The organism is Micrococcus antarcticus, from assembly GCF_044872765.1.
Taxonomy (GTDB): domain Bacteria; phylum Actinomycetota; class Actinomycetes; order Actinomycetales; family Micrococcaceae; genus Micrococcus.
The window spans coordinates 702,702-724,470 of the sequence record NZ_CP085253.1 but is presented as its reverse complement, the minus strand read 5'-3'; the positions used below and the strand labels follow the sequence as shown (position 1 = coordinate 724,470).

The following is a 21,769-nucleotide window of genomic DNA, read 5'->3' as shown; positions in this document are numbered from 1 at the left end:
GAGGGGATGGGCCTCGTGCTGAGCCCCCGTGCGGACACCCCCCGCACGGAGTCCCTGCACGGGTGGGACGCGCCGGGCTGGCGCGGCCTGCGCGTCGTGGTCACCGGGCTGGGCGTCAGCGGATTCTCCGTGGCGGACACGCTGGCCGAGCTCGGCGCCGTCGTGACGGTGGTGGACGGCAACGACGGCCCGGAGAACCAGGCCCGCGCGGAGACCCTGCGCATCGTCGGCGTCTCCGAGGTGCTCCTCGACGCCGAGGCGACCCGCTCCCTGCCCGCCGTGGCCGGGGAGCCGGCGGACCTCGTCGTGACCTCCCCGGGCTGGCGCCCGGACCAGCCGCTGCTCATGGAGGCGCACGCCGCCGGCCTGCCGATCTGGTCGGACATCGAGCTGGCGTGGCGCGTGCGGGAGCGGCCCGGCCGCCCGACCGCCGAGTGGGTCTGCCTCACGGGCACCAACGGCAAGACGACCACCGTGACGATGGTCGAGGCCATCCTGCGCGCCGACGGGCGCCGCGCGATCGCGTGCGGCAACGTGGGCACGCCCGTGCTCGACGCCGTCCGCGACCCCGAGGGCTTCGACGTCCTCGCCCTCGAGCTCTCGAGCTTCCAGCTGCACTGGACGCACAGCCTCGCCCCGGCCGCCGCCGCCGTGCTCAACCTCGCCGAGGACCACGTCGACTGGCACGGCTCCCTGGAGGCCTACGCCGCGGACAAGGGGAAGGTCTATCAGAACGCGCGCGTGGCCTGTGTCTACAACGAGGCCGACGCCCTGACGCGCACCCTCGTGGAGCGCGCGGACGTGCAGGAGGGCTGCCGCGCGATCGCCTTCACCACGGGCACCCCCGGGCTGTCCACGGTGGGCATGGTGGACGGCATCCTCGTGGACCGCGCCTTCACCGAGAACCGCCGGCACGAGGCCGTCGCCCTCGCCGCGCGCTCCGACCTGGGCACCGTCGCCCCGAAGCACACGGTGGCGAACGCCGCGGCCGCCGCCGCGCTCACCCGTGCCGTGGGCGTGAGCCCCGAGGCCGTCGCGGAGGGCCTGCGCGGCTACGACCGCGGCGAGCACCGCATCCAGCTCGTGGCCACCTCCCGCGACGTGATGTGGGTGAACGACTCCAAGGCCACGAACCCCCACGCCGCCGACGCCTCCCTGGCTGCGTTCACCTCGATCGTCTGGCTCGCGGGCGGACTGCCCAAGGGCGTGACCTTCGACGAGCTCGTGAGCACGCACGCGAGGCGGCTGCGCGCCGTGGTCCTGCTCGGCACGGACACCTCCGTGCTGCGCGCGGCCCTCGCGGCCCACGCCCCGGACGTGCCCGTCCACGCGCCGCTGGCGGCCGCCGACGGCGCCGGATCGCCGGACGGCCCGGCCGTCATGGCCGAGGCCGTGCGGCTCGCGGACAGGCTCGCCCGGCCGGGGGACACCGTCCTCATGGCGCCGGCCGCGGCGTCCATGGACCAGTTCCGCTCGTACGCCGAGCGCGGAGACAGCTTCATCGCCTCCGTCGCGGCCCTGATGCAGGAGCACGGCTGGGACGTGAACGGCGAGGGCCCCGGCCCCGACGCCCCGGACCCGTCCTGACCACCCGACCGACCGCCACCCCGAGGAGCACCATGCCGCACAGCGCACCGAGCCGCCCGGCGGCGACGCGCGGAGCGCACGGCGCCCCGGGCCGTCCTGCCCGCTCCGGCAGCCCGATGACCCGGGTCTGGGCGGGCCTGGAGGGCGCCCGCGCCCTGGACCTCTCCGCGTTCCTGATCGGGACCAGCGCGGCCCTCCTGACCGTGCTGGGCCTCGTGATGGTCCTCTCCTCGTCCTCGGTCGAGGCCATCGGCACCGGCGGAGGCTCCTACGACCTGTTCCTGCGCCAGCTCATGTGGGCCGGCGTGGGCGTGGCCGTGCTCATCGGGTTCTCCCTCACGCCCCTGCGGGTGCTGAAGGCGCTGGCGTGGCCGGCGATCGGCATGGCGATCCTGCTCCTGGTGCTCGTGGCCTTCACCCCGCTGGGCGTGGAGGTCGGCGGCAACCGCAACTGGCTCGGCATCGGCGGCTTCCGGATGCAGCCCTCGGAGGCGGCCAAGCTCGCCCTCGCGCTGTGGAGCGGGGCCGTGCTGGAACGCAAGGCCCGCCTCATCTCCCACGTCAAGCACGCGCTGCTGCCCGTGCTCCCCATGGCCGCGCTCCTGATCGGCCTCGTGCTCGCCGGCCGGGACCTCGGCACCGCCCTCATCCTCGCCCTCGTCCTCATGACCGTCCTCTTCGTGGCCGGCACCCACCGGGGGGTGTTCCTCGTCTCCGGAGCCGTGGTGACGGTGGGGGCGATCCTGATGACCGTGTTCGCCCAGCACCGCATGGTGCGCGTGCAGGCGTGGCGCGGGATCTGCGACTTCCCCACGGACCCGTGCTTCCAGCCGGACCACGGCATGTTCGCGCTCGCCTCGGGCGGCTGGTGGGGGGTGGGCCTCGGCCAGTCCCGCCAGAAGTGGAGCTACATCCCGGAGGCGGAGAACGACTTCATCTTCACCATCCTGGGCGAGGAGCTCGGCCTCGTCGGCACCCTCGCCGTGATCCTGGCGTTCGCCGCCCTGGCCGTCGGCATGTACCGCGTGGCCGCCCGCACCACGTCCACGTTCATCCGCCTGACCACGTGGGGGATCCTCGCGTGGCTCGTGGGACAGGCCTTCGTGAACATCGCCATGGTCTCCGGGATGATCCCCGTGGTGGGCGTGCCCCTGCCGTTCATCTCCTACGGCGGCTCGGCGCTCACGCTGTCCCTGGCCGCGGTGGGCGTGGTCCTCTCCTTCGCCCGCCACGAGCGCCAGCGCGCCGCAGAGCTGCGGGCACTGGCCCACGACGACGACGGCGCCGCCGGCCTCGACGACGGGCCGGCGGCCGACGCCGTGCCGGACGCCCGGCCCGCCTCCCGGGCGCACACCGACTCGGCGGAGCCGGAGACCGATCCCATCCCGCTCGTCCCTTCCCCCACCCGTGCACCGCAGGAGTCCTGATGCCGCAGATCCCCGAGACCGACCGTCCGCTCCGCGTCGTCCTGGCCGGCGGCGGCACCGCCGGCCACATCTCGCCCATGCTCGCCATCGCCCGTGCCCTGGGGGCGGACCAGGGGCAGGCCCCCGCCGTGTGCACCATGGTGGGCACCGCCTCCGGCATGGAGACCCGCCTGGTTCCCGAGGCCGGCTTCGAGCTGGACCTCATCGACCGCGTCCCCATGCCCCGACGCCCCTCGATGGACGTCGTCCGCTTTCCGGGGCGCTTCCGCGCGGCCATCGGCGCGGCGAGCCGCATCCTCGCCGAGCGGGAGGCGGACGTGCTCGTGGGCGTGGGCGGCTACGTCGCCACGCCGATGTACCTCGCCGCCCAGCGGGCCGGCATCCCGTACGTGGTCCACGAGGCCAACGCGAAGCCGGGGCTGGCCAACCGCCTCGGCGCCCGCCGGGCCTCGCGCGTCGGCACCGCCCTGCCCCAGACCCGCCTGCCGCGCGCGGAGTGGGTCGGGATGCCCATGCGCCCGGAGATCTCGGGCCTCGACCGCAGCGCCGCACGGGCCGCCGCCCGCGCCGAGCTCGACCTGGACCCGGAGCGCACCACCGTGGTGGTGACCGGAGGCAGCTCCGGTGCGCTGGCCGTGAACCGCACCGTGCGCGAGTCGCTGGACGACCTCCTCGGAGCGGGCCTGCAGGTCTTCCACCTCACGGGCCGCGGCAAGGAGCTCACCGACGACGCCGGCCACCGGGTCCAGCGCGACGGCTACGTCCAGCGCGAGTTCCTGAGCGGCATGGAGCAGGCCTACGCCGCCGCCGACCTCATGGTCGCCCGCTCCGGCGCCGGCACGGTGTGCGAGGTCTCGGCGGTGGGGCTGCCCGCCGTGTTCGTCCCGCTGCCCGTGGGCAACGGCGAGCAGGCGCTCAACGCCGGGCCCGTGGTGGAGGCCGGCGGCGCCCTCCTCGTGCGCGACGACATGTTCCGCGCGGACTGGGTCCGACGCGAGCTGATCCCCCTGGCCACCGACCCCGCGCGCCTGTCCGCGATGGCGGAGGCCTCCGCGCGCCTGGGCGTGCGGGACGCGGACGTGACGATGGCCGGCCTCGTGCGCGCGGCGGCCCAGGAAGGAGCACGGCGATGAGCCACCAGACCACCCCCGCATCCGAGGGGCGCTTCGCCGACCTCGGCCGCGTCCACCTGCTCGGGATCGGCGGCGTCGGCGTCTCCGGCGTCGCGCGCATCCTCCAGGACCAGGGCGTCGCGATCTCCGGGTCGGACGCCAAGGACCTGCCCGTCATGCGCGAGCTCGCCGCGGGCGGGGCCCGCATCACGGTGGGCTACGCGGCCGAGCACGTGGGGGAGGACGTCACCACCGTGATCGCCTCCTCGATCGCCGGCCCAGGCAACCCGGAGCACGACGCCGCCGTGGAGCGCGGCCTGCGCGTGCTGCACCGCTCGGAGGGCCTCGCCCTCGCCATGGCGGGGCACCGGGTGCTCGCCGTCGCCGGCACCCACGGCAAGACCACGACCTCGTCCATGGCGGCGATGGCCTTCTCCTCCGCGGGCTGGGACCCGACGTTCGCCGTCGGCGCCGCCGTCGCCGGGCTCGGCACGAACGCCCAGGCCGGCCGGGGCGAGTGGTTCATCGCGGAGGCCGACGAGTCCGACGGCACGCTCGTGAACTACCCCAGCACGATCGCCGTGGTCACCACCGTGGAGGCCGACCACCTGGACCACTACGGCACGGAGGAGGCTGTGCACCAGGTGTTCCGCGACTTCGCGGCCGGGCTGCCGGCCGCCGCGGACGGCGGAGCACTCGTGGCGTGCCTGGACGACGACGGCGCGGCCGCCCTGGCCGCGTGGGTGCGGGTCCACACCGCGGCGCGGGTCCTCACCTACGGCTCCGCCGAGCGCGACGGAGTGCGTCCGGACCTGCTGGTCTCGGACCTCACGGTGGAGCCGGGGGAGTCGGGGGTGGGCCAGCGCGCCCGCTTCACGCTCGCCGACGGGACCTCCGCGGAGGTCCGGCTGCTGGTGCCGGGACGCCACAACGCCCTGAACGCGGCGGCCGTGGCGCTCGCCGCCGTCGAGGCCGGCATGGCGTTCGAGGACGCCGTGCGCGGCCTCGAGGCCTTCCGAGGCACCGCCCGGCGCTTCGAGTTCCGCGGCGCCGGCCGTGGCGTGCGCGTCTTCGACGACTATGCGCACCACCCCACCGAGGTGGCGGCCGCCGTCTCGGCGGCCCGTGCGGTGGCGGACGGGCACCGCGTGCACGTGCTCTTCCAGCCGCACCTGTTCTCCCGGACGCGCGAGTTCGCCGCCGAGTTCGCCTCGGCGCTCTCCGAAGCGGACGTCGTGCGCGTGCTGCCCGTGTACGCGGCCCGCGAGCAGCCGATGGAGGGGGTGGACTCCTCGCTCATCGCGTCCGGCCTGACCACCGCCGACCCGGCAGACCGGGCCGTGGCGGAGGACCGCGCCGCCGCCGTGGCCCAGCTGGCCCGCGGTGCGGCGGACGGCGACGTGATCCTCACGATGGGCGCGGGCGACGTCACCGCCCATGGCGCCGACCTCGTGGCGGCCCTGGCCGACGACGCGGGCACGGCGTCCTCCCCCGCCTCGTGAGCGAGCGGCCGGGCCGTCCGCTGCCTCCCGTGGGGGACGCCGGGTCCACGGTGGTCCGCTTCCCCGGGCGCAGCGCCCGCCAGCGCCGGGCCGCCCGCTGGGCGATCGGCGCCGGCGTCGCCGCGCTCCTGGCCCTCGTCGCCTGGATCCTGTTCTTCTCTCCCGTCCTCGCGGTCGACCGCGTGTCGGTGACCGGCACGCGGCTGGTAGACCGGGCCGACGTCGAGCGCCGTCTCGAGCCGCTGCGGGGCGAGCCGCTGCCGCGCATCGGGACGGGCCGGGTGGAGGGCCTGCTCGCGGACGTCCCGGGCATCGCCGAGGTGCGCTCCGTGGCCCAGCCGCCCACCGGTGTGGAGGTGGTCGTGCGCGAGGAGACCCCCGTGGCGCGGAAGGAGGCGGGGGACGGGGTCGACGTGCTGCTCGCGGACGGCTCCGTCCTGTCCGGCATCGCGGACGAGGCGCCCGGGGTCGGCGCGCTGCCCTCCATGGCGGATCCCCTGCCCGGCGGGGACGAGGCGGTGCGCGCCGAGGCGGCCCGCGTCCTCACCACGCTGCCGGACGCGGTCCGCTCCCGCGTGGAGACGGTGGGCGCGGGCGCGCCCGGTCAGGTGAGGCTCGGGCTCGACGGCGGCACGGTCCTCGTGTGGGGAGACGACTCGCACGCCGACCTCAAGGGGGACGTCGTCGAGGCCTTCCTGGACGAGGACGGCGGCGGCCCGGACCTGAGCCGTGTGAAGGAGCTGGACGTCTCGGTCCCGGAGCGGCCGATCACCCGCTGACGCGGCTTCCCGAGGGCGACGGGGTCTCAAGGTGAAAGTGAAGCTGAAGGTTGTGCGCGGCGGGCCGGCGCCCCCGGTCGACCTGCTCCGACGAAGGCCTGAAGTTCAACTCTCATGTGAAGGTTGAAAAACGACACGCGCGAGCCCCGCCGTGATGCGGATTTCTTTGCGCTGGCCGCGCCCGTGCCAGTACGGTGGTCCTGAACGCGCGTGAGCGGCATCATTCAAGCTGAGCTTGAAGGCGGCTCGTCAAGGGGTCCGTACCCCGTCGGGCGTGGACATCGCGATTCCGAGCAAAGGGACTGAACACCGTGGCTGCACCCCAGAACTACCTGGCCGTCATCAAGGTCGTCGGCATCGGCGGCGGCGGCGTCAACGCCGTGAACCGCATGATCGAGGTGGGGCTCCGCGGCGTGGAGTTCATCGCGATCAACACGGACGCACAGGCGCTCCTGATGTCCGACGCGGACGTGAAGCTGGACGTGGGCCGCGAGCTCACCCGCGGCCTCGGTGCCGGCGCGAACCCCGAGGTGGGCCGCCAGGCCGCCGAGGACCACGCCGATGAGATCGAGGAGGTCCTGCGCGGGGCGGACATGGTCTTCGTGACCGCCGGAGAGGGCGGCGGCACCGGCACCGGCGGCGCCCCCGTGGTGGCCCGCATCGCCCGCTCGCTCGGGGCGCTGACCATCGGCGTCGTGACCCGCCCGTTCACCTTCGAGGGCCGCCGCCGCGCGGGCTCCGCGGAGAACGGCATCGACGCGCTGCGGGACGAGGTCGACACCCTGATCGTCATCCCGAACGACCGCCTGCTCTCCATCTCGGACCGCAACGTCTCCGTCATGGACGCGTTCCGTCAGGCGGACCAGGTCCTGCTCTCCGGCGTGCAGGGCATCACCGACCTCATCACCACCCCCGGCCTGATCAACCTCGACTTCGCGGACGTGAAGTCCGTGATGCAGGGCGCGGGCTCGGCGCTCATGGGCATCGGCCACGCGCAGGGCGAGGACCGTGCCGTCAAGGCCGCCGAGCTCGCCATCGCCTCCCCGCTGCTCGAGGCCTCGATCGACGGCGCCTACGGCGTGCTGCTCTCCATCCAGGGCGGCTCCGATCTCGGCCTGTTCGAGATCAACGAGGCCGCGCGCCTCGTCCAGGAGGTCGCGCACCCCGAGGCCAACATCATCTTCGGCGCCGTGATCGACGACGCCCTGGGCGACGAGGTCCGCGTCACCGTGATCGCCGCCGGGTTCGACCAGGTGGACGCCACCTCCGCCCCGCAGGCCTACCAGCAGCCCGCCCCGCAGGCGCAGTCCTCCTCCTACCAGCAGGCGCAGCAGCTGCCGCAGCAGCGCGAGGCCCCGTCCACGCAGCAGCAGCAGGCCCCGCAGCAGTCGGCTCCGCAGGGATACACCCAGCAGCAGCCGCAGCGTGCCGCGGTGCCGGGCACGGTCCCGACGCAGTCCGGCCAGCAGGGCCAGCAGCAGTCCCGCCCGCGTCCCGAGCTGCCCACCGTCGTCGAGCCCGACCTGGGCGCCGGCTCGTCCGACCTGGACGTGCCGGACTTCCTGAAGTGACCGCCTCGAAGGGGCCGGAGGGGACCGTCGTGGGCCGCTCCGGCCCCTTCGTGCACCGTGTGGACCTCCCGGCAGACGGCCGGGGGAGCGCGGTGCACGTGGCGTGGACGTCCGTGGACGCGGGCAGCCTCGCCTTCCACGTCCTGGACTCGGACGCCCCCGCCGCACGCGCGGACGTCGCGGCGGCGCGCCGCGGCCTCGAGGCGGAGATGGGCGTGACGCCCGGGTCCACCGTCTACCTCGACCAGGTCCACTCGGCGGACGTGGTGTGGGCCGAGGGCCGCGGCTGGGAGCACGACGCCCCCGTGACCGCCGACGCCGCGGTGAGCCGCGACGGGACCCGTCCCCTCGCCGTCATGGTGGCCGACTGCCTCCCGGTGGTCCTCATGGACGAGCGCACGGGCGCCACCGCGGTCGCGCACGCGGGCCGGCGCGGCCTGCTGGGCGGCGTCCTGGAGAACACGCATGCGCGCCTCCTCTCCCTCCGCCCGGCCGAGGACCGGGAGGCCCCGGGGATCCGCGCGTGGATCGGTCCCGGCGTGTGCGGGAACTGCTACGAGGTCCCCCCGCAGATGTGCGCCGACGCGGCCGAGCGGATCCCCGCCGTCGCCTCGCGCACCTCGTGGGGCACCCCCGCGCTCGACCTGCCGGCCGGCGCCGAGGCCGTCCTCGCGTCCCTGGGTGCCGCCGTGGAGCGCGTCCGGGCGTGCACCCTCGAGGACGATCGGCTCTTCTCCCACCGGCGGGCGCCGGGCCGAGGCCGGTTCGCCGGGCTCGTGTGGCGCACCCCCGCGGACGCGTCCACCGGGGAGGCGCAGCGTGGCTGAGCGCCCCGCCGGCACCTGCACCCCCGATGCCGGCACCGGGGACGTCCCCATCGACGGCGACGGTGCCGCCGATGCCCGCGCCGCTGAGCTGGCCGCCGCGCTGGACGCCGTCCGTGCGCGCATCGCGCGGGCCGCGGCCGAGGCCGGACGCGCCGACGTGCCCGAGCTGATCGTGGTGACCAAGACCCACCCGGCCGCCGACGTCGCCCGGCTGGCGCGCCTCGGCGTGCGTGACGTGGGGGAGAACCGCGACCAGGAGGCCCGGCCCAAGGCGGCCGAGGTCGCCGAGGCGCTCGGCGCCGACGCCCCGCGGTGGCACTTCATCGGCCAGCTGCAGACCAACAAGGCCAAGCTCGTCGTGCGGTACGCGAGCGCCGTGCACTCCGTGGACCGCGTCGAGCTCGCGGACGCGCTCTCCCGCGCCGTGGTGCTGCGGCGCGAGCGGGAGGACGGGGGAGCGGACGGAGTGCCCAACCTCGAGTGCCTCGTCCAGGTGGACGTGGACCCGCGGTCCGACGACGAGCGCCCGGAGGGCATCGGACCGCGCGGGGGGGCGTCCCCCGAGGACGCCTCCGCGATCGCCGAGCGGATCGCCGCCGTCGAGGGGCTCGCCCTGCGCGGGCTCATGTGCGTGGCCCCGCGCGGACTCGACGCGGAGGAGTCCTTCCGCCGCCTGGCCCGTCTCGGCCGCGACCTGCGGGCGGCCCACCCCGAGGCCGACCGGCTCTCGATGGGCATGAGCGGGGACCTCGAGGCCGCCGTGCGTGCGGGGGCGACACACGTCCGGATCGGCTCGGACGTCCTCGGCGCGCGCGGCGCCGTGGGATAACGTGGGGAGGGCATGCCCGCGAGGCGGGCGACACCCCGCGCCCCGTGCGCGGGCGACGAACGACGGCGATCCGCGCCCCGGCGGATCGCAGGACGTGGTGAAGGAAGAGTCATGGCTGGCGCACTGAAGAAGACGATGATCTACCTCGGTCTCGCCGACGGCGAGGAGTACGAGGAGCACGAGCGCACCGCCGCTCCGCGCGAGGAGGCCTCCCGCCGCGACGTGGTGGAGGCTCGCCGTGCCCCGGTGTCGGACGAGGCTCCCGCAGTTGAGGAGGCTCCCGCGCGTGTGGAGCAGCCCGCCCACGCCGCCGGCTCCACCGCCGCCCCCGTGGTGTCCGAGCCCACCGAGGTCCGGCGGGCCGCGCGGCCCGAGCCGGCGGACCAGGGCTACCGGGCTCCCGTCACCCCCATCAAGCGAGCCGCCGCCTCGTCGGCCGAAGGAGCCCCCGTGCGCACCCTCTCCACCGTCCACCCCCGCTCCTACGACGACGCCAAGGCGATCGGCGAGGCGTTCCGCACCGGCATGCCGGTGATCATGAACGTCACGGAGCTCGGGGAGAACGAGGCCAAGCGCCTCGTGGACTTCGCCGCGGGCCTCGTGTTCGGCCTGCACGGCTCGATCGCGCGCATCACGAACAAGGTCTTCCTCCTGACCCCCGCCACGGTCGAGGTCGTGGGCGCGGACACCGCAGAGTCGGCCGAGGCCGACGCGCCGTATGACGCCGACTGAGGCTGCCGTGGACCTGCTGCTCGCCCTCGTCTACCTCGCGCTCACGCTCGTGATCGCGGCCCTCACGGTCCGCATCGTGTTCGACGTGACCGAGTCCTTCGCCCGCTCGTGGCGGCCCTCGGGTGCCGTCCTCGTCGTGGCGAGCGGCATCTACGCGGTCACGGATCCCCTCCTGGACACCGCGCGGCGGCGCATTCCGCCGGTGCGGCTCGGCGGCGTCAGCCTCGACGTGGCCTTCCTGGTGGTCTTCATGGCCGTGGTGCTGCTGCGCGTCCTGGTGCTCGCCCTCGCCCGCTGACCCCCGGAGTCGCCGCTGCACCCGGTGGTATCGTGCGGTGACGACCTGAGGCGCGCGCAGTCGGCCGCGCCCACCACCGCGGGCCGTGCTGGTGCTCGGCGCGCGCGAGAGAAGGGTGCCCCTCCGTGGCTCTGACCTGGGAAGACGTGCTCAACAAGCAGTTCCAGCACACCAAGTTCCGGGAGGGGTACGACCAGGACGAGGTCGACGACTTCCTCGACGCGGTCGCGGAGGAGCTCAAGCTCCTGCACGCCGAGATCGAGCGGCTGCGCGCGGGCGGGGCCGTCAAGGCCCCCGAGGCGGGCGTCTCGTTCGCGCCCGGCGACGCCCCCGCGCAGGAGCGCCCGGAGCTCGTGCTGGCCGCCGGCGAGGCGGAGGCCGCGGCTCTCGAGGCCGAGGAGACGGCCGCACCCGCCGCGTCCGACGGGCCTGCTCAGGCCGGCTCCTCGGCGGCCGCCGTGCTCGCCATGGCCCAGCGGCTGCACGACGAGCACGTGGCCGACGGCGAGCAGCGCCGCGCCGCGCTCATCGCCGAGGCCGAGGCCACGGCCGCCGAGGTGCTCGGCCAGGCCGAGGAGACCAAGGCAGCGACCCTCGCGGAGCTGGCCTCCCAGCGCTCCGAGCTGGAGTCCGAGGTCGAGCGGCTGCGCGGCTTCGAGACCGACTACCGCCTCCGCCTGACCGCCTACATCGAGGGGCAGCTGCGCGAGATCCGATCCCAGGAGCGGGTGGAGCCCCGCGGGGAGACCGCGTGAGCACAGCGCTCGACGGGGCCGGGGACGGCACCCCCCGCGCGGCGGTCTCCGGCCGCCGCGCCGTCGGCGTCGCCCTGACCCTCGCCGTGCTCGCCTACGCGCTCGACCAGCTGAGCAAGCTGTGGGTCGAGCGCACCATGGAGCTCGGCGAGTCGATCGTCGTGATCCCGGGTCTGCTGCGGTGGCACTACATCCTGAACCCGGGCGCGGCCTTCTCGATCGGGGAGGGGCACACCTGGGTCTTCACCCTCATCCAGGCCGTGGTCGCCGTGGTCGCGCTCGTGCAGATCGCCCGCGTGCGCTCGCTGCCGTGGGCTCTCGCCCTGGGCGGCCTGGCCGGCGGCGTGCTCGGCAACCTCACGGACCGGCTGTTCCGGCCGCCGTCGTTCGGCCAGGGCCACGTGGTGGACATGATCTCCGTGCCCCGCTTCGCGGTCTTCAACGTGGCCGACTCCTTCATCGTGTGCTCCATGATCCTCGTGTGCCTGCTGCTGGTGACCGGCCGCCGGCTCGACGGCACCCGCGAGGCGTGAGCGGCATGGGCGCAGGCGTGCGGCGCGTGGAGGTCACGGCCGAGCAGGCGGGCAGGCGCGCCGACGCCGTCCTCACGGAGGCCCTCGGCGTGTCCCGCGCACGGCTGGCGGACTGGTTCGCGCGCGGGCTCGTCCGCGCCGAGACGCGCGGCGGGCGTCGGGACCGGGTGCTCGCCAAGTCGGCCAGGGCGGTGCCGGGGGAGACCCTGGCCGTGGACCTGCCGAACGATCCCGATCCGCTGGAAGTGAGGGCAGAGGCCGTGGACGAGATGACCGTGCTGCACGAGGACGAGCACCTGCTCGCCGTGGACAAGCCGACCGGCGTGGCGGCCCATCCCTCGCCGGGCTGGAACGGGCCCACCGTGGTCGGCGGCCTCGCGGGCCTGGGCTACGACATCACCACCTCGGGGGCGCCGGAGCGCCAGGGGATCGTGCACCGGCTCGACGTCGGCACCACCGGTGTGATGGTGGTGGCCAAGACGGAGCGCGCGTACGCCGCCCTGAAGGACCAGTTCCGCGAGCGCGTGCCGCACAAGGTCTACCACGCGGTGGTGCAGGGGATCCCGGACCCGCTTGCGGGCACGATCGACGCCCCGATCGGCCGCCACCCGGGGCACCAGTGGAAGTTCGCCGTGCTCGAGGGCGGACGGCCCTCCGTGACGCACTACGAGACCCTCGAGGTCTTCGGCCGCGCCACGCTGCTACAGGTGCACCTCGAGACCGGGCGCACGCACCAGATCCGCGTCCACACCTCCGCGCTGCGGCACCCGTGCGTGGGCGACCTCACCTACGGCGCCGACCCGCGCCTGGCCGCCGAGCTGGGGCTCACGCGGCAGTGGCTCCACGCCCACCACCTCTCCTTCCCGCACCCCGTCACGGGGGAGCCCGTGAGCATCACCTCGCCCTACCCGGACGACCTCGCCCACGCGCTGGCGGCGCTGCGCGGCAACGACGCCGCCGACGCCGCGGGCGAACGAGACTGACCGCCGGGGACCGGAGACCGCAGGCCCGACGCCCGCCGGGCCCGTCCCGCCCGCCCCCCGTGACGCGCAGTAGGCTGGGGCGGGCCCGCCGTCGTCCTCTCCGAAGGAGCTCCACCCCGCATGACCGCGACCTCCGAGACCCGCGCCGAGGCCCTCAAGGACGGCGGCTTCGTCCACCTCCACACGCACACCGAGTACTCGATGCTCGACGGCGCGGCGAAGCTGGACGAGCTGTTCGCCGAGGCCGACCGCCTCGGCATGCAGTCCCTGGCCATCACGGACCACGGCTACCTGTTCGGCGCGTTCGACTTCTGGCGTCAGGCCACCGCGGCGGGCATCAAGCCGATCATCGGCCTCGAGGCCTACCTGACCCCGGGCACGCAGCACCGCACGGACAAGGAGAAGATCCGCTGGGGGGAGCCGCACCAGCGCGGCGACGACGTCTCCGGCGGCGGCGCCTACACGCACATGACCATGCTGGCGCAGTCCACCACGGGCATGCACAACCTCTTCCGCATGGGCTCCATCGCCTCGCTGGACTCGGTGTACGCCAAGTGGCCGCGCATCGACCGGGAGCTGCTGAGCCAGTACTCCTCGGGGCTCATCGCCACCACGGGCTGCCCCTCGGGCGAGGTGCAGACGCGCCTGCGCCTGGGCCAGTACAAGGAGGCCGTGGCGGCGGCGGCCGAGTTCCGGGACATCTTCGGGGCCGAGAACTTCTACTGCGAGATCATGCAGCACGGCCTGGACATCGAGAAGCGCGTCATCACGGACCTGCGCCGCCTGGCCAAGGACCTGAACCTGCCGCTCGTGGCCACGAACGACCTGCACTACACGCACGAGCACGACGCCAAGGCCCACGAGGCGCTGCTGGCCCTGCAGTCCGGCTCCAAGCTCAACGAGCCCAGCTACGACCAGGGCGGCTCGCGCTTCGCGTTCTCCGGCACGGAGTACTACCTGAAGTCGCCGCGGCAGATGCGCGAGCTCTTCCGGGAGATCCCGGAGGCGTGCGACAACACCCTCGTGATCGCCGAGCGCTGCGAGTCCACGTTCGACACGGACGCCAACTACATGCCGGTGTTCCCCACGCCGGAGGGCGAGGACGAGACCAGCTGGCTCATCAAGGAGGTCACGAAGGGCCTCGACTACCGTTATCCGGACGGCGTCCCGGACCACGTGCGCAAGCAGGCGGACTACGAGCTGGACGTCATCATCTCGATGGGGTTCCCGGGGTACTTCCTCGTCGTCGCCGACTTCATCAACTGGGCCAAGGAGAACGGGATCCGCGTGGGCCCGGGCCGCGGCTCGGGTGCCGGCTCCATGGTGGCGTACGCGCTGCGCATCACCGACCTGGACCCGCTGAAGCACGGGCTGATCTTCGAGCGATTCCTCAACCCGGACCGCGTGTCCATGCCCGACTTCGACGTGGACTTCGACGACCGGCGCCGCTCCGAGGTGATCGACTACGTCACCCGCACGTACGGCGACGAGCGCGTCACCATGATCGTCACGTACGGCACGATCAAGACGAAGCAGGCCCTGAAGGACTCGGCCCGTGTGATGGACCAGCCCTTCTCCATGGGCGAGGCGCTCACCAAGGCCCTGCCGCCGGCCGTGATGGCCAAGGACATCCCGCTCAAGGACATCGAGAACCCGGACGCCCCGCGCTACGGGGAGGCGGCGCCGTTCCGCGAGCTGATCGCGACGGACCCGGTGGCGGCGCAGGTGTTCGAGACCGCGAAGGGCATCGAGGGCCTGAAGCGGCAGTGGGGCGTGCACGCGGCCGGCGTCATCATGTCCTCCGTGCCCGTGGTGGACGTCGTGCCGATCATGCGCCGCCTCCAGGACGGCCAGGTCATCACCCAGTTCGACTACCCCATGGCGGAGTCGCTGGGCCTGATCAAGATGGACTTCCTGGGTCTGCGCAACCTCACGATCATCTCGGACGCGATCGAGAACGTGAAGGCGAACCAGGGCGTGGACCTGGACCTCGAGACCCTCGACGTCGACGACCAGGCCTCCTACGACCTGCTGGCCCGCGGCGACACCCTGGGCGTGTTCCAGCTCGACGGCGGTCCCATGCGCTCCCTGCTGAAGATGATGCGCCCGGACAACTTCGAGGACATCTCGGCGACCATCGCGCTCTACCGTCCGGGCCCCATGGGTGCGAACTCCCACACGAACTACGCGCTGCGCAAGAACGGGCAGCAGGAGATCACGCCGATCCACCCGGAGCTCGAGGAGCCGCTGCGGGAGATCCTGGACACGACGTACGGCCTGATCGTGTACCAGGAGCAGGTCATGGCGATCGCCCAGAAGGTGGCCGGGTACTCGCTCGGCCAGGCGGACATCCTGCGCCGCGCGATGGGCAAGAAGAAGAAGTCCGAGCTGGACAAGCAGTACGCCGCCTTCCACCAGGGCATGCTGGACCGCGGCTTCTCCGAGGCCGCCGTGAAGGCGCTGTGGGACATCCTCCTGCCGTTCTCGGACTACGCGTTCAACAAGGCCCACTCCGCGGCGTACGGACTGGTCTCCTACTGGACGGCGTACCTGAAGGCGCACTACCCGGCCGAGTACATGGCGGCGCTGCTCACGTCGGTGGGCGACGACAAGGACAAGCTCGCGATGTACCTGAACGAGTGCCGCCACATGAGCATCACGGTGCTCCCGCCCGACGTCAACGAGTCCCACCTGACGTTCACCCCGGTGGGCCGGGACATCCGCTTCGGCATGGGGGCGGTGCGCAACGTGGGCGCCAACGTGGTGAAGGGCATGGTGCAGGGCCGCGAGGAGAAGGGCCTCTACACCGGCTTCGGCGACTTCCTGGCCAAGGTGCCGCTCGTGGTCTGCAACAAGCGGACGATCGAGTCCATGATCAAGGCCGGCGCCTTCGACTCCCTCGGCTACGCCCGGCGTGCCCTGCTCGCGGTGCACGAGGAGGCGGTGGACGCCACGGTGGCGCAGAAGCGCAAGGAGGACCACGGCGAGTTCACGTTCGACCTCTTCGCCCTCGGCGGCGCGGCGGAGGCCGAGGACGCCTCCGACGCCTCGGACGGCGTCGCCGTGCCCGAGCTGCCCGAGTGGTCCAAGAAGGACAAGCTCGCCTACGAGCGGGAGATGCTGGGCCTCTACGTGTCCGACCACCCGCTGCAGGGCCTGGACGCCGTGCTCTCCCAGCACGCGGACACGCAGATCACCCGCGTGCTCGACGACGACGGGCCCGCCGACGGCTCCCAGGTCACCATCGCGGGGCTCATCACCACGCTCGAGCGGCGCATCGCCAAGTCCTCCGGCAACGCGTACGCGCGGTGCGAGATCGAGGACCTCGGCGGATCCATGGACGTGATGTTCTTCGGCCAGGTGTACGCCCCGATCGCCATGATGCTCGCGGAGGACCTCGTCGTCGCCGTGAAGGGGCGCGTGCAGCGCCGCGACGACGGCTCCGTGTCCCTCTCCGCGATGGAGCTGACCATCCCCGAGCTCACGGACGGCACGTCCGGGCCCGTGCGCATCCAGATGCCCTCCTTCAAGGCCACGGAGCAGGTGATCGGCCAGCTCGCAGACGTGCTGCGCACCCACGAGGGCTCCTCCGAGGTGCGGCTAACGCTGATGGGCCAGCGCGGAGCGCAGGAGTTCGTGCTCGGCCCGCAGTTCCGCGTGAGCCCGAACCCGGCGCTCTTCGGCGATCTGAAGATCCTGCTCGGTCCGGCCTGCCTGGGCTGATCGCCGGCCGCCGCCGTAGAGTGGGCGCAGGTCAGGCCGAGGTCGTCCACGAGGAGGGAGCGAGAGAGTGCACTGCCCGTACTGCCGTCACGAGGACTCCCGCGTGGTGGACTCCCGTTCCCTCGACGACGGCTCGGCGATCCGCCGCCGCCGCCAGTGCCAGGCGTGCGGCAAGCGCTTCACCACCATGGAGACCACCGCGCTCACCGTGGTCAAGCGCTCGGGCGTGGCCGAGCCCTTCGACCGCTCCAAGGTGATCAACGGGGTCCGCAAGGCCTGCCAGGGCCGGCCGGTCACGAGCGACGACCTGGCCATGCTCGCCCAGGAGGTCGAGGAGACCGTCCGCGCCTCGGGCAACGCCGAGGTGGACGCCCACGACGTGGGCCTGGCGATCCTGGACCCCCTGCGCCGCCTCGACCAGGTCGCCTTCCTGCGCTTCGCCTCCGTCTACCGGGACTTCGAGTCGCTGAGCGACTTCGAGGACGCGATCGCGGACCTGCGCGACGCCGAGGGCGAGGCCCCCGGACGGCCCGCGGTGCAGCCCCGGCTGTTCACGCGCTAGGGGCTGGACAGGGGAGCCCGCCGAGGGGCTACAGTGGGGGTGGCGAGGCCCCCAGCGGGCGACGCACAGACTGCCGAGGGCGGTTCCGGAGGGGAAGCCGGAACCGCCCTCGGTGTCTCCACCGGCCGGGGCTCAGGTGTGGTCGGCCGCCGAGCCGTGGGCCGCGAGCGCGGCGCCCACGATGCCCGCGTTGTTCTGCAGCTGCGCCGGGATGATCGGGGTGTCCAGCCGCAGCAGGGGCAGGTAGTCGTCGGGGCGCTTGGAGATGCCGCCGCCCACGATGAACAGGTCGGGGGAGAAGATCCGCTCCAGGTGGGAGAAGAAGCGCTGCAGGCGCACCGCGTACTCGGCCCAGCTCAAGCCGTCGCGCTCGCGGGCCTTCGCGGACGCCCGGGTCTCGGCCATGACGCCGTCGAGCTCCATGGAGCCGACCTCGAAGTTGGGCACGAGCACCCCGTCGTTGATCATCGCCCCGCCGATGCCGGTGCCGAGGGTGATGACCAGGACGAGCCCCTCGTGGCCGCGTCCCGCGCCGTAGCGGGCCTCGGCCAGGCCCGCGGCGTCGGCGTCGTTGACCACGGTGACGGGGCGGCCCAGCCGCTCCTCGAACATCGACCGCAGGTCCGTGCCGATCCACGAGGGGTCGATGTTGTTGGCCGAGCGGCACACGCCGGCGCGCACGATCGAGGGGAAGCACACGCCGATCGGGGAGTCCGGCGCGGGGGCCTTCTCCCGCCGGTCCAGCTCGGCCGTGATGGCTGCGAGGGTCTCCGCCACGGGCAGCGGCATGGCCGGCTGCGGCGTGGCGACGCGGAAGCGGTCCCCGCGCAGCGTCCCGGCTTTGGGGCCCGTGCCGAGGCGCACGAGGCCGCCCTTCATGCCGGTGCCGCCGATGTCGACGCCGAGCACGGTCGGGTACTTCGACGCCCCGGGGTCCTTCACGGACTGCTCGGTGCCGGGCTGGTCAGGGGGGGAGGCTTCGAGGTTGCTCACGTGCGCCAGTGTACGGACACCCCTCACGGGAGGGTGAGGATCTCCGCGCCGTCGTCGGTGACCACGAGCGTGTGCTCGAACTGCGCGGTGCGCCGGCGGTCCCGCGTGACCACGGTCCAGCCGTCGTCCCACTGGTCCCACTCGATGGTGCCGAGGGTGATCATCGGCTCGATCGTGAACACCATGCCCGGGACCATGACGGTGTCGTGCAGGGGCGCGGCGTCGTAGTGCGGGATGACCAGGCCGGAGTGGAAGTCCGTGCCCACGCCGTGACCGATGAAGTCGCGCACCACGCCGTAGCCGAAGCGCTTGGCGTAGGACTCGATGGCCCGGCCGATCACGTTGACCTGCCGGCCCGGCTTCACGGCCTTGATGCCGCGCCGCAGGGCCTCCTCGGTGCGCTCCACGAGCAGGCGGGACTCCTCGTCCACCTCGCCCACGAGGTAGGTGCGGTTGTGGTCGCCGTGCACGCCGTCCACGTAGGCGGTGATGTCCAGGTTGACGATGTCCCCGTCCTCCAGGACGGTGCCGTCCGGGATGCCGTGGCAGATGACCTCGTTCAGCGAGGTGCAGATGGAGCGGGGGAAGCCGCGGTAGCCCAGGCACGAGGGGTAGGCGCCGTGGGAGACGAGGAACTGGTGGGCCACGCGGTCGAGCTCGTCGGTGGTGACGCCCGGGGCGATGTGCGCGGCCGCGGCCTCCATGGCCTGCGCGGCGAGCCGGCCGGCCGTGCGGATGCGCTCGATCCCGGCGGCGTCGTACACGTCCGAGGCGTGGCCCTCGTCCGGCGTGGCCTTCCCCACGTACTCGGGGCGCGGGATCGCGGCGGGCACGGGAGGGGCGGGGGAGAGGACGCCCGGCGCGAGCGTGCCCACCGGGGCCCTCGAGCCCGGCTCCGGCGCCGGGGGCCCCGCGGGGCGGGGGCCGTTGTGGCTGGACGGGGCGGCGGGGCTCTGGCGATCGGACATGTCCTCCAGCGTATCGGCCCCGTTAGGGTGGCCCGCATGAACGACGACGTGAGCACCGCTCGGGAGTACTACTTCAACGTCCGCACCCACGAGGTGGAGGAAGGGGCCCAGTCCAACTGGAAGGAGCTCCTCGGCCCGTACGCCTCGCGTGCCGAGGCGGAGTCCGCGCTGGCCCGCGTCCAGGCCCGCAACGAGGCCTTCGACGAGGCCGAGGACCACGACGAGAAATGGAATGCCAACCCGCTCGACGACGCGAGCTGAGCCGTCCCGGCACCCGGCCCGTCGCGGCCCACCCGGCCAGGGTGGTCCGCGAGGGGCGTCTCAGCCCTCGAACCCGTGCTCCGGCGCCGGGAACGAGCCCTCGAGCACGTCCGCGCGGAAGGCGCGCACCGCGTCGCCCATGACCGCGTGCAGCTGCGCGTACTGCTTCACGAACCGGGGCATGCGCCCCTCACGCAGGCCGAGCATGTCCTGCCACACGAGCACCTGGCCCGTGGTCCCCGGCCCTGCACCGATGCCCACGGTGGGCACGCGCACCGAGGCGTCGACGGCGGCGGCCACGTCCGAGGGCACCATCTCCATGAGCACGGCGAAGGCGCCCGCCTCCTCGAGTGCCCGTGCTGAGGCGGTCATGCGCTCGACGGCCCCCTCGCCGCGGCCCTGCACGCGGTAGCCCCCGAGGACGTGCTCGGACTGCGGGGTGAAGCCGATGTGCGCCATCACGGGGACGCCGGCCGCGGTCAGCGCCGCGACGTGCTCGGCGAAGCGTTCGTCGCCCTCCATCTTGACGGCCGCCACACCCGCCTCCTTCATGAGGCGCACGCCCGCGGCCACCGCCTGCTGCGGGGAGGCCTCGTAGGAGCCGAACGGCAGGTCGGCGACCACGAGCGCGCGCGTCGCTCCGCGCACCACGGCCGTGGAGAAGAGCACCATCTCGTCGAGGGTCACGGGCAGGGTGGAGGGATGGCCGAGGACCGTGTTGCCCACCGAGTCGCCCACCAGGAGCACCTCGACGCCGGCCTCGTCGAAGAGCGCGGCCGTCATCGCATCGTAGGCCGTGAGCATCGCGAAGCGCCGGCCCTCGTCCTTCGCGCGCTGCAGGTGCACCGTGCGCCAGCGCGCGGGCGGGCCGGCTGACGCGGGCGCGGCGCCGCCGTAGGGGGCCGGGGACTCGGGGGCGGGCGTGGCGGAGGGGGTGGCGGACATGCCCCGGAGTCTACGGCGGGCGTGGATAGAGTGGGCGGCATGGATCGTCAGCAGGATGCCGTGCTCCGCACCATCGAGGACCGGGACGTGCGCTTCGTGCGCCTCTGGTTCACCGACGTGGTGGGCACCCTCAAGTCCGTCGCCCTCGCCCCCGCCGAGGTGGAGTCCGCGTTCACGGAGGGCCTCGGCTTCGACGGCTCCTCGATCGACGGCTACACCCGCATCTCCGAGTCGGACATGCTCCTGCAGCCGGACCCGGCCACCTTCACCATCCTCCCGTGGCGGGGGGAGCAGGGGCAGACCTCCCGCATGTTCTGCGACCTCCTCACCCCGGACGGCGCCCCCGCCCCGGCCGACCCCCGCCACGCCCTGCGGCGCGTGCTGGAGAAGGCCTCGGACATGGGCTTCAGCTGCTACACGCACCCGGAGATCGAGTTCTACCTGCTCAAGAGCTCGGAGCTCGGCCCGGACGGCCAGCCCCAGCCGGTGGACACCGCCGGGTACTTCGACCACGTGCCCGGGGGAGAGGCGCAGGACTTCCGGCGCGACGCCGTCACCATGCTCGAGGAGATGGGCATCTCGGTGGAGTTCAGCCACCACGAGAACGGGCCGGGCCAGAACGAGATCGACCTGCGCGCCGCGGACGCCCTGACCACCGCGGACAACATCATGACCTTCCGCACCGTGGTCAAGGAGGTGGCCGCGCAGCAGGGCAGCTACGCCACGTTCATGCCGAAGCCGTTCGCGCTGCACCCGGGCTCGGGCATGCACACCCACTTCTCCCTGTTCGAGGGGGACGCCAACGCGTTCTACGACCCGGCGGACGAGTTCCGGCTCTCCAAGACGGGCCGCAGCTTCATCGCGGGCCTGCTGCGGCACTCCGAGGAGATCAGCGCCGTCACCCACCAGTTCGTGAACTCGTACAAGCGCCTGTGGGGCGGGGGCGAGGCCCCCTCGTACGTGTCCTGGGGCCACAACAACCGCTCGGCGCTCGTCCGCGTGCCCCTCTACAAGCCGGACAAGGCCGGTTCGGCCCGCATCGAGTACCGCGGGATCGACGCCTCCGCCAACCCCTACCTCACCTACGCGCTGCTGCTCGCGGCCGGGCTGAAGGGCATCGAGGAGGGCTACGAGCTGCCGGAGCCGGCCTCGGACGACGTGAGCGCCCTGAGCCCCCACGAGCGCCGCGTGCTGGGCCACACCCCGCTGCCCGGCACGCTCCACGACGCCCTGCGGCTGGCCGAGGACTCCGAGTTCGTGGCCTCCGTGCTCGGCGAGCACGTGTTCGACGCGTTCCTGCGCCACAAGCGCCAGGAGTGGGACGACTACCGCGTCGAGGTCACCCCCTACGAGCTGCGCCGCTACCTCAGCGCCCTCTGAGG

General features: G+C 73.4%; 20 protein-coding genes. 17 read left to right on the top strand and 3 right to left on the bottom strand.

Annotation, left to right across the window (positions count from 1 at the left end):
* Positions 1-6: 6 nt before the first annotated feature.
* From murD to nrdR, 15 genes are all read left to right on the top strand, one after another.
* Positions 7-1,587, top strand: coding sequence for a UDP-N-acetylmuramoyl-L-alanine--D-glutamate ligase (murD, locus tag LG274_RS03385; protein WP_404465993.1), 1,581 nt, complete (start codon positions 7-9; stop codon positions 1,585-1,587).
* Positions 1,588-1,619: 32 nt separating this feature from the next.
* On the top strand, positions 1,620-3,014 hold the full coding sequence (gene ftsW / locus LG274_RS03380; RefSeq protein WP_404465414.1) for a putative lipid II flippase FtsW: 1,395 nt from the start codon (positions 1,620-1,622) through the stop codon (positions 3,012-3,014).
* Positions 3,014-4,147 (top strand): undecaprenyldiphospho-muramoylpentapeptide beta-N-acetylglucosaminyltransferase, encoded by a 1,134-nt coding sequence (gene murG / locus LG274_RS03375; protein WP_298711290.1) that lies wholly within the window; start codon positions 3,014-3,016, stop codon positions 4,145-4,147. The genes ftsW and murG overlap by 1 nt, the downstream gene beginning before the upstream one ends.
* Positions 4,144-5,628: a UDP-N-acetylmuramate--L-alanine ligase gene (murC, locus tag LG274_RS03370; protein WP_298985458.1), complete on the top strand. Its 1,485-nt coding sequence runs from the start codon at positions 4,144-4,146 to the stop codon at positions 5,626-5,628. Before murG ends, murC begins: the two co-directional genes overlap by 4 nt.
* A complete protein-coding gene (locus LG274_RS03365) occupies positions 5,625-6,407 on the top strand; it encodes a cell division protein FtsQ/DivIB (protein ID WP_298985460.1) in 783 nt (260 codons plus the stop codon). Before murC ends, LG274_RS03365 begins: the two co-directional genes overlap by 4 nt.
* Positions 6,408-6,718: 311 nt before the next feature.
* The gene (gene ftsZ, locus LG274_RS03360; RefSeq protein ID WP_298711282.1) at positions 6,719-7,978 is read left to right on the top strand and encodes a cell division protein FtsZ; all 1,260 of its coding nucleotides are present in this window, start codon (positions 6,719-6,721) and stop codon (positions 7,976-7,978) included.
* Positions 7,975-8,805, top strand: a complete 831-nt coding sequence (locus LG274_RS03355; RefSeq protein WP_404465411.1) for a polyphenol oxidase family protein — start codon at positions 7,975-7,977, stop codon at positions 8,803-8,805. Before ftsZ ends, LG274_RS03355 begins: the two co-directional genes overlap by 4 nt.
* A 49-nt stretch (positions 8,806-8,854) precedes the next feature.
* A complete protein-coding gene (locus LG274_RS03350; protein ID WP_298985575.1) occupies positions 8,855-9,634 on the top strand; it encodes a YggS family pyridoxal phosphate-dependent enzyme in 780 nt (259 codons plus the stop codon).
* 111 nt (positions 9,635-9,745) lie between these two features.
* Positions 9,746-10,366 carry a cell division protein SepF gene (locus LG274_RS03345; protein ID WP_298985465.1) on the top strand — a complete coding sequence of 207 codons (621 nt, stop codon included), beginning with the start codon at positions 9,746-9,748 and terminating at the stop codon, positions 10,364-10,366.
* Entirely contained in the window at positions 10,353-10,664 is a 312-nt protein-coding gene (locus tag LG274_RS03340) for a YggT family protein (RefSeq protein WP_404465408.1), read from the top strand. The genes LG274_RS03345 and LG274_RS03340 overlap by 14 nt, the downstream gene beginning before the upstream one ends.
* Positions 10,665-10,789: 125 nt before the next feature.
* A complete protein-coding gene (locus LG274_RS03335) occupies positions 10,790-11,419 on the top strand; it encodes a DivIVA domain-containing protein (RefSeq protein ID WP_298985467.1) in 630 nt (209 codons plus the stop codon).
* A gap of 74 nt (positions 11,420-11,493) precedes the next feature.
* A complete protein-coding gene (lspA, locus tag LG274_RS03330) occupies positions 11,494-11,952 on the top strand; it encodes a signal peptidase II (protein ID WP_248117795.1) in 459 nt (152 codons plus the stop codon).
* Positions 11,953-11,957: 5 nt separating this feature from the next.
* Positions 11,958-12,935, top strand: coding sequence for an RluA family pseudouridine synthase (locus tag LG274_RS03325; RefSeq protein WP_298985469.1), 978 nt, complete (start codon positions 11,958-11,960; stop codon positions 12,933-12,935).
* A 120-nt stretch (positions 12,936-13,055) separates the two neighbouring features.
* Positions 13,056-16,658, top strand: coding sequence for a DNA polymerase III subunit alpha (dnaE, locus tag LG274_RS03320; protein WP_298985471.1), 3,603 nt, complete (start codon positions 13,056-13,058; stop codon positions 16,656-16,658).
* Positions 16,659-16,725: 67 nt separating this feature from the next.
* On the top strand, positions 16,726-17,220 hold the full coding sequence (gene nrdR, locus LG274_RS03315; protein ID WP_298711262.1) for a transcriptional regulator NrdR: 495 nt from the start codon (positions 16,726-16,728) through the stop codon (positions 17,218-17,220).
* 132 nt (positions 17,221-17,352) lie between these two features.
* Here the strand turns inward: nrdR and ppgK are convergent, their stop codons facing one another.
* Positions 17,353-18,162: a polyphosphate--glucose phosphotransferase gene (gene ppgK / locus LG274_RS03310; protein WP_298985578.1), complete on the bottom strand. Its 810-nt coding sequence runs from the start codon at positions 18,160-18,162 to the stop codon at positions 17,353-17,355.
* A 74-nt stretch (positions 18,163-18,236) separates the two neighbouring features.
* Positions 18,237-19,181, bottom strand: coding sequence for a type I methionyl aminopeptidase (gene map, locus LG274_RS03305; RefSeq protein WP_298985474.1), 945 nt, complete (start codon positions 19,179-19,181; stop codon positions 18,237-18,239).
* Between the two features lie 36 nt (positions 19,182-19,217).
* On the opposite strand from map, the gene LG274_RS03300 reads away from it, so the two are divergent.
* On the top strand, positions 19,218-19,442 hold the full coding sequence (locus LG274_RS03300) for an SPOR domain-containing protein (protein WP_248115681.1): 225 nt from the start codon (positions 19,218-19,220) through the stop codon (positions 19,440-19,442).
* Between the two features lie 60 nt (positions 19,443-19,502).
* Here the strand turns inward: LG274_RS03300 and panB are convergent, their stop codons facing one another.
* Positions 19,503-20,387: a 3-methyl-2-oxobutanoate hydroxymethyltransferase gene (gene panB / locus LG274_RS03295; RefSeq protein WP_404465404.1), complete on the bottom strand. Its 885-nt coding sequence runs from the start codon at positions 20,385-20,387 to the stop codon at positions 19,503-19,505.
* Positions 20,388-20,426: 39 nt separating this feature from the next.
* On the opposite strand from panB, the gene glnA reads away from it, so the two are divergent.
* Positions 20,427-21,767: a type I glutamate--ammonia ligase gene (gene glnA, locus LG274_RS03290; protein ID WP_404465402.1), complete on the top strand. Its 1,341-nt coding sequence runs from the start codon at positions 20,427-20,429 to the stop codon at positions 21,765-21,767.
* The last annotated feature ends 2 nt before the right edge of the window (positions 21,768-21,769 follow it).

What these genes read in the sequence shown, in the direction of transcription:
- murD (WP_404465993.1), top strand. Translation starts at nt 7, where the DNA reads ATGGGCCTCGTGCTGAGCCCCCGTGCGGACACCCCCCGCACGGAGTCC.
- ftsW (WP_404465414.1), top strand. Translation starts at nt 1,620, where the DNA reads ATGCCGCACAGCGCACCGAGCCGCCCGGCGGCGACGCGCGGAGCGCAC.
- murG (WP_298711290.1), top strand. Translation starts at nt 3,014, where the DNA reads ATGCCGCAGATCCCCGAGACCGACCGTCCGCTCCGCGTCGTCCTGGCC.
- murC (WP_298985458.1), top strand. Translation starts at nt 4,144, where the DNA reads ATGAGCCACCAGACCACCCCCGCATCCGAGGGGCGCTTCGCCGACCTC.
- LG274_RS03345 (WP_298985465.1), top strand. Translation starts at nt 9,746, where the DNA reads ATGGCTGGCGCACTGAAGAAGACGATGATCTACCTCGGTCTCGCCGAC.
- LG274_RS03340 (WP_404465408.1), top strand. Translation starts at nt 10,353, where the DNA reads ATGACGCCGACTGAGGCTGCCGTGGACCTGCTGCTCGCCCTCGTCTAC.
- LG274_RS03325 (WP_298985469.1), top strand. Translation starts at nt 11,958, where the DNA reads ATGGGCGCAGGCGTGCGGCGCGTGGAGGTCACGGCCGAGCAGGCGGGC.
- dnaE (WP_298985471.1), top strand. Translation starts at nt 13,056, where the DNA reads ATGACCGCGACCTCCGAGACCCGCGCCGAGGCCCTCAAGGACGGCGGC.
- map (WP_298985474.1), bottom strand. Translation starts at nt 19,181, where the DNA reads ATGTCCGATCGCCAGAGCCCCGCCGCCCCGTCCAGCCACAACGGCCCC.
- LG274_RS03300 (WP_248115681.1), top strand. Translation starts at nt 19,218, where the DNA reads ATGAACGACGACGTGAGCACCGCTCGGGAGTACTACTTCAACGTCCGC.
- panB (WP_404465404.1), bottom strand. Translation starts at nt 20,387, where the DNA reads ATGTCCGCCACCCCCTCCGCCACGCCCGCCCCCGAGTCCCCGGCCCCC.
- glnA (WP_404465402.1), top strand. Translation starts at nt 20,427, where the DNA reads ATGGATCGTCAGCAGGATGCCGTGCTCCGCACCATCGAGGACCGGGAC.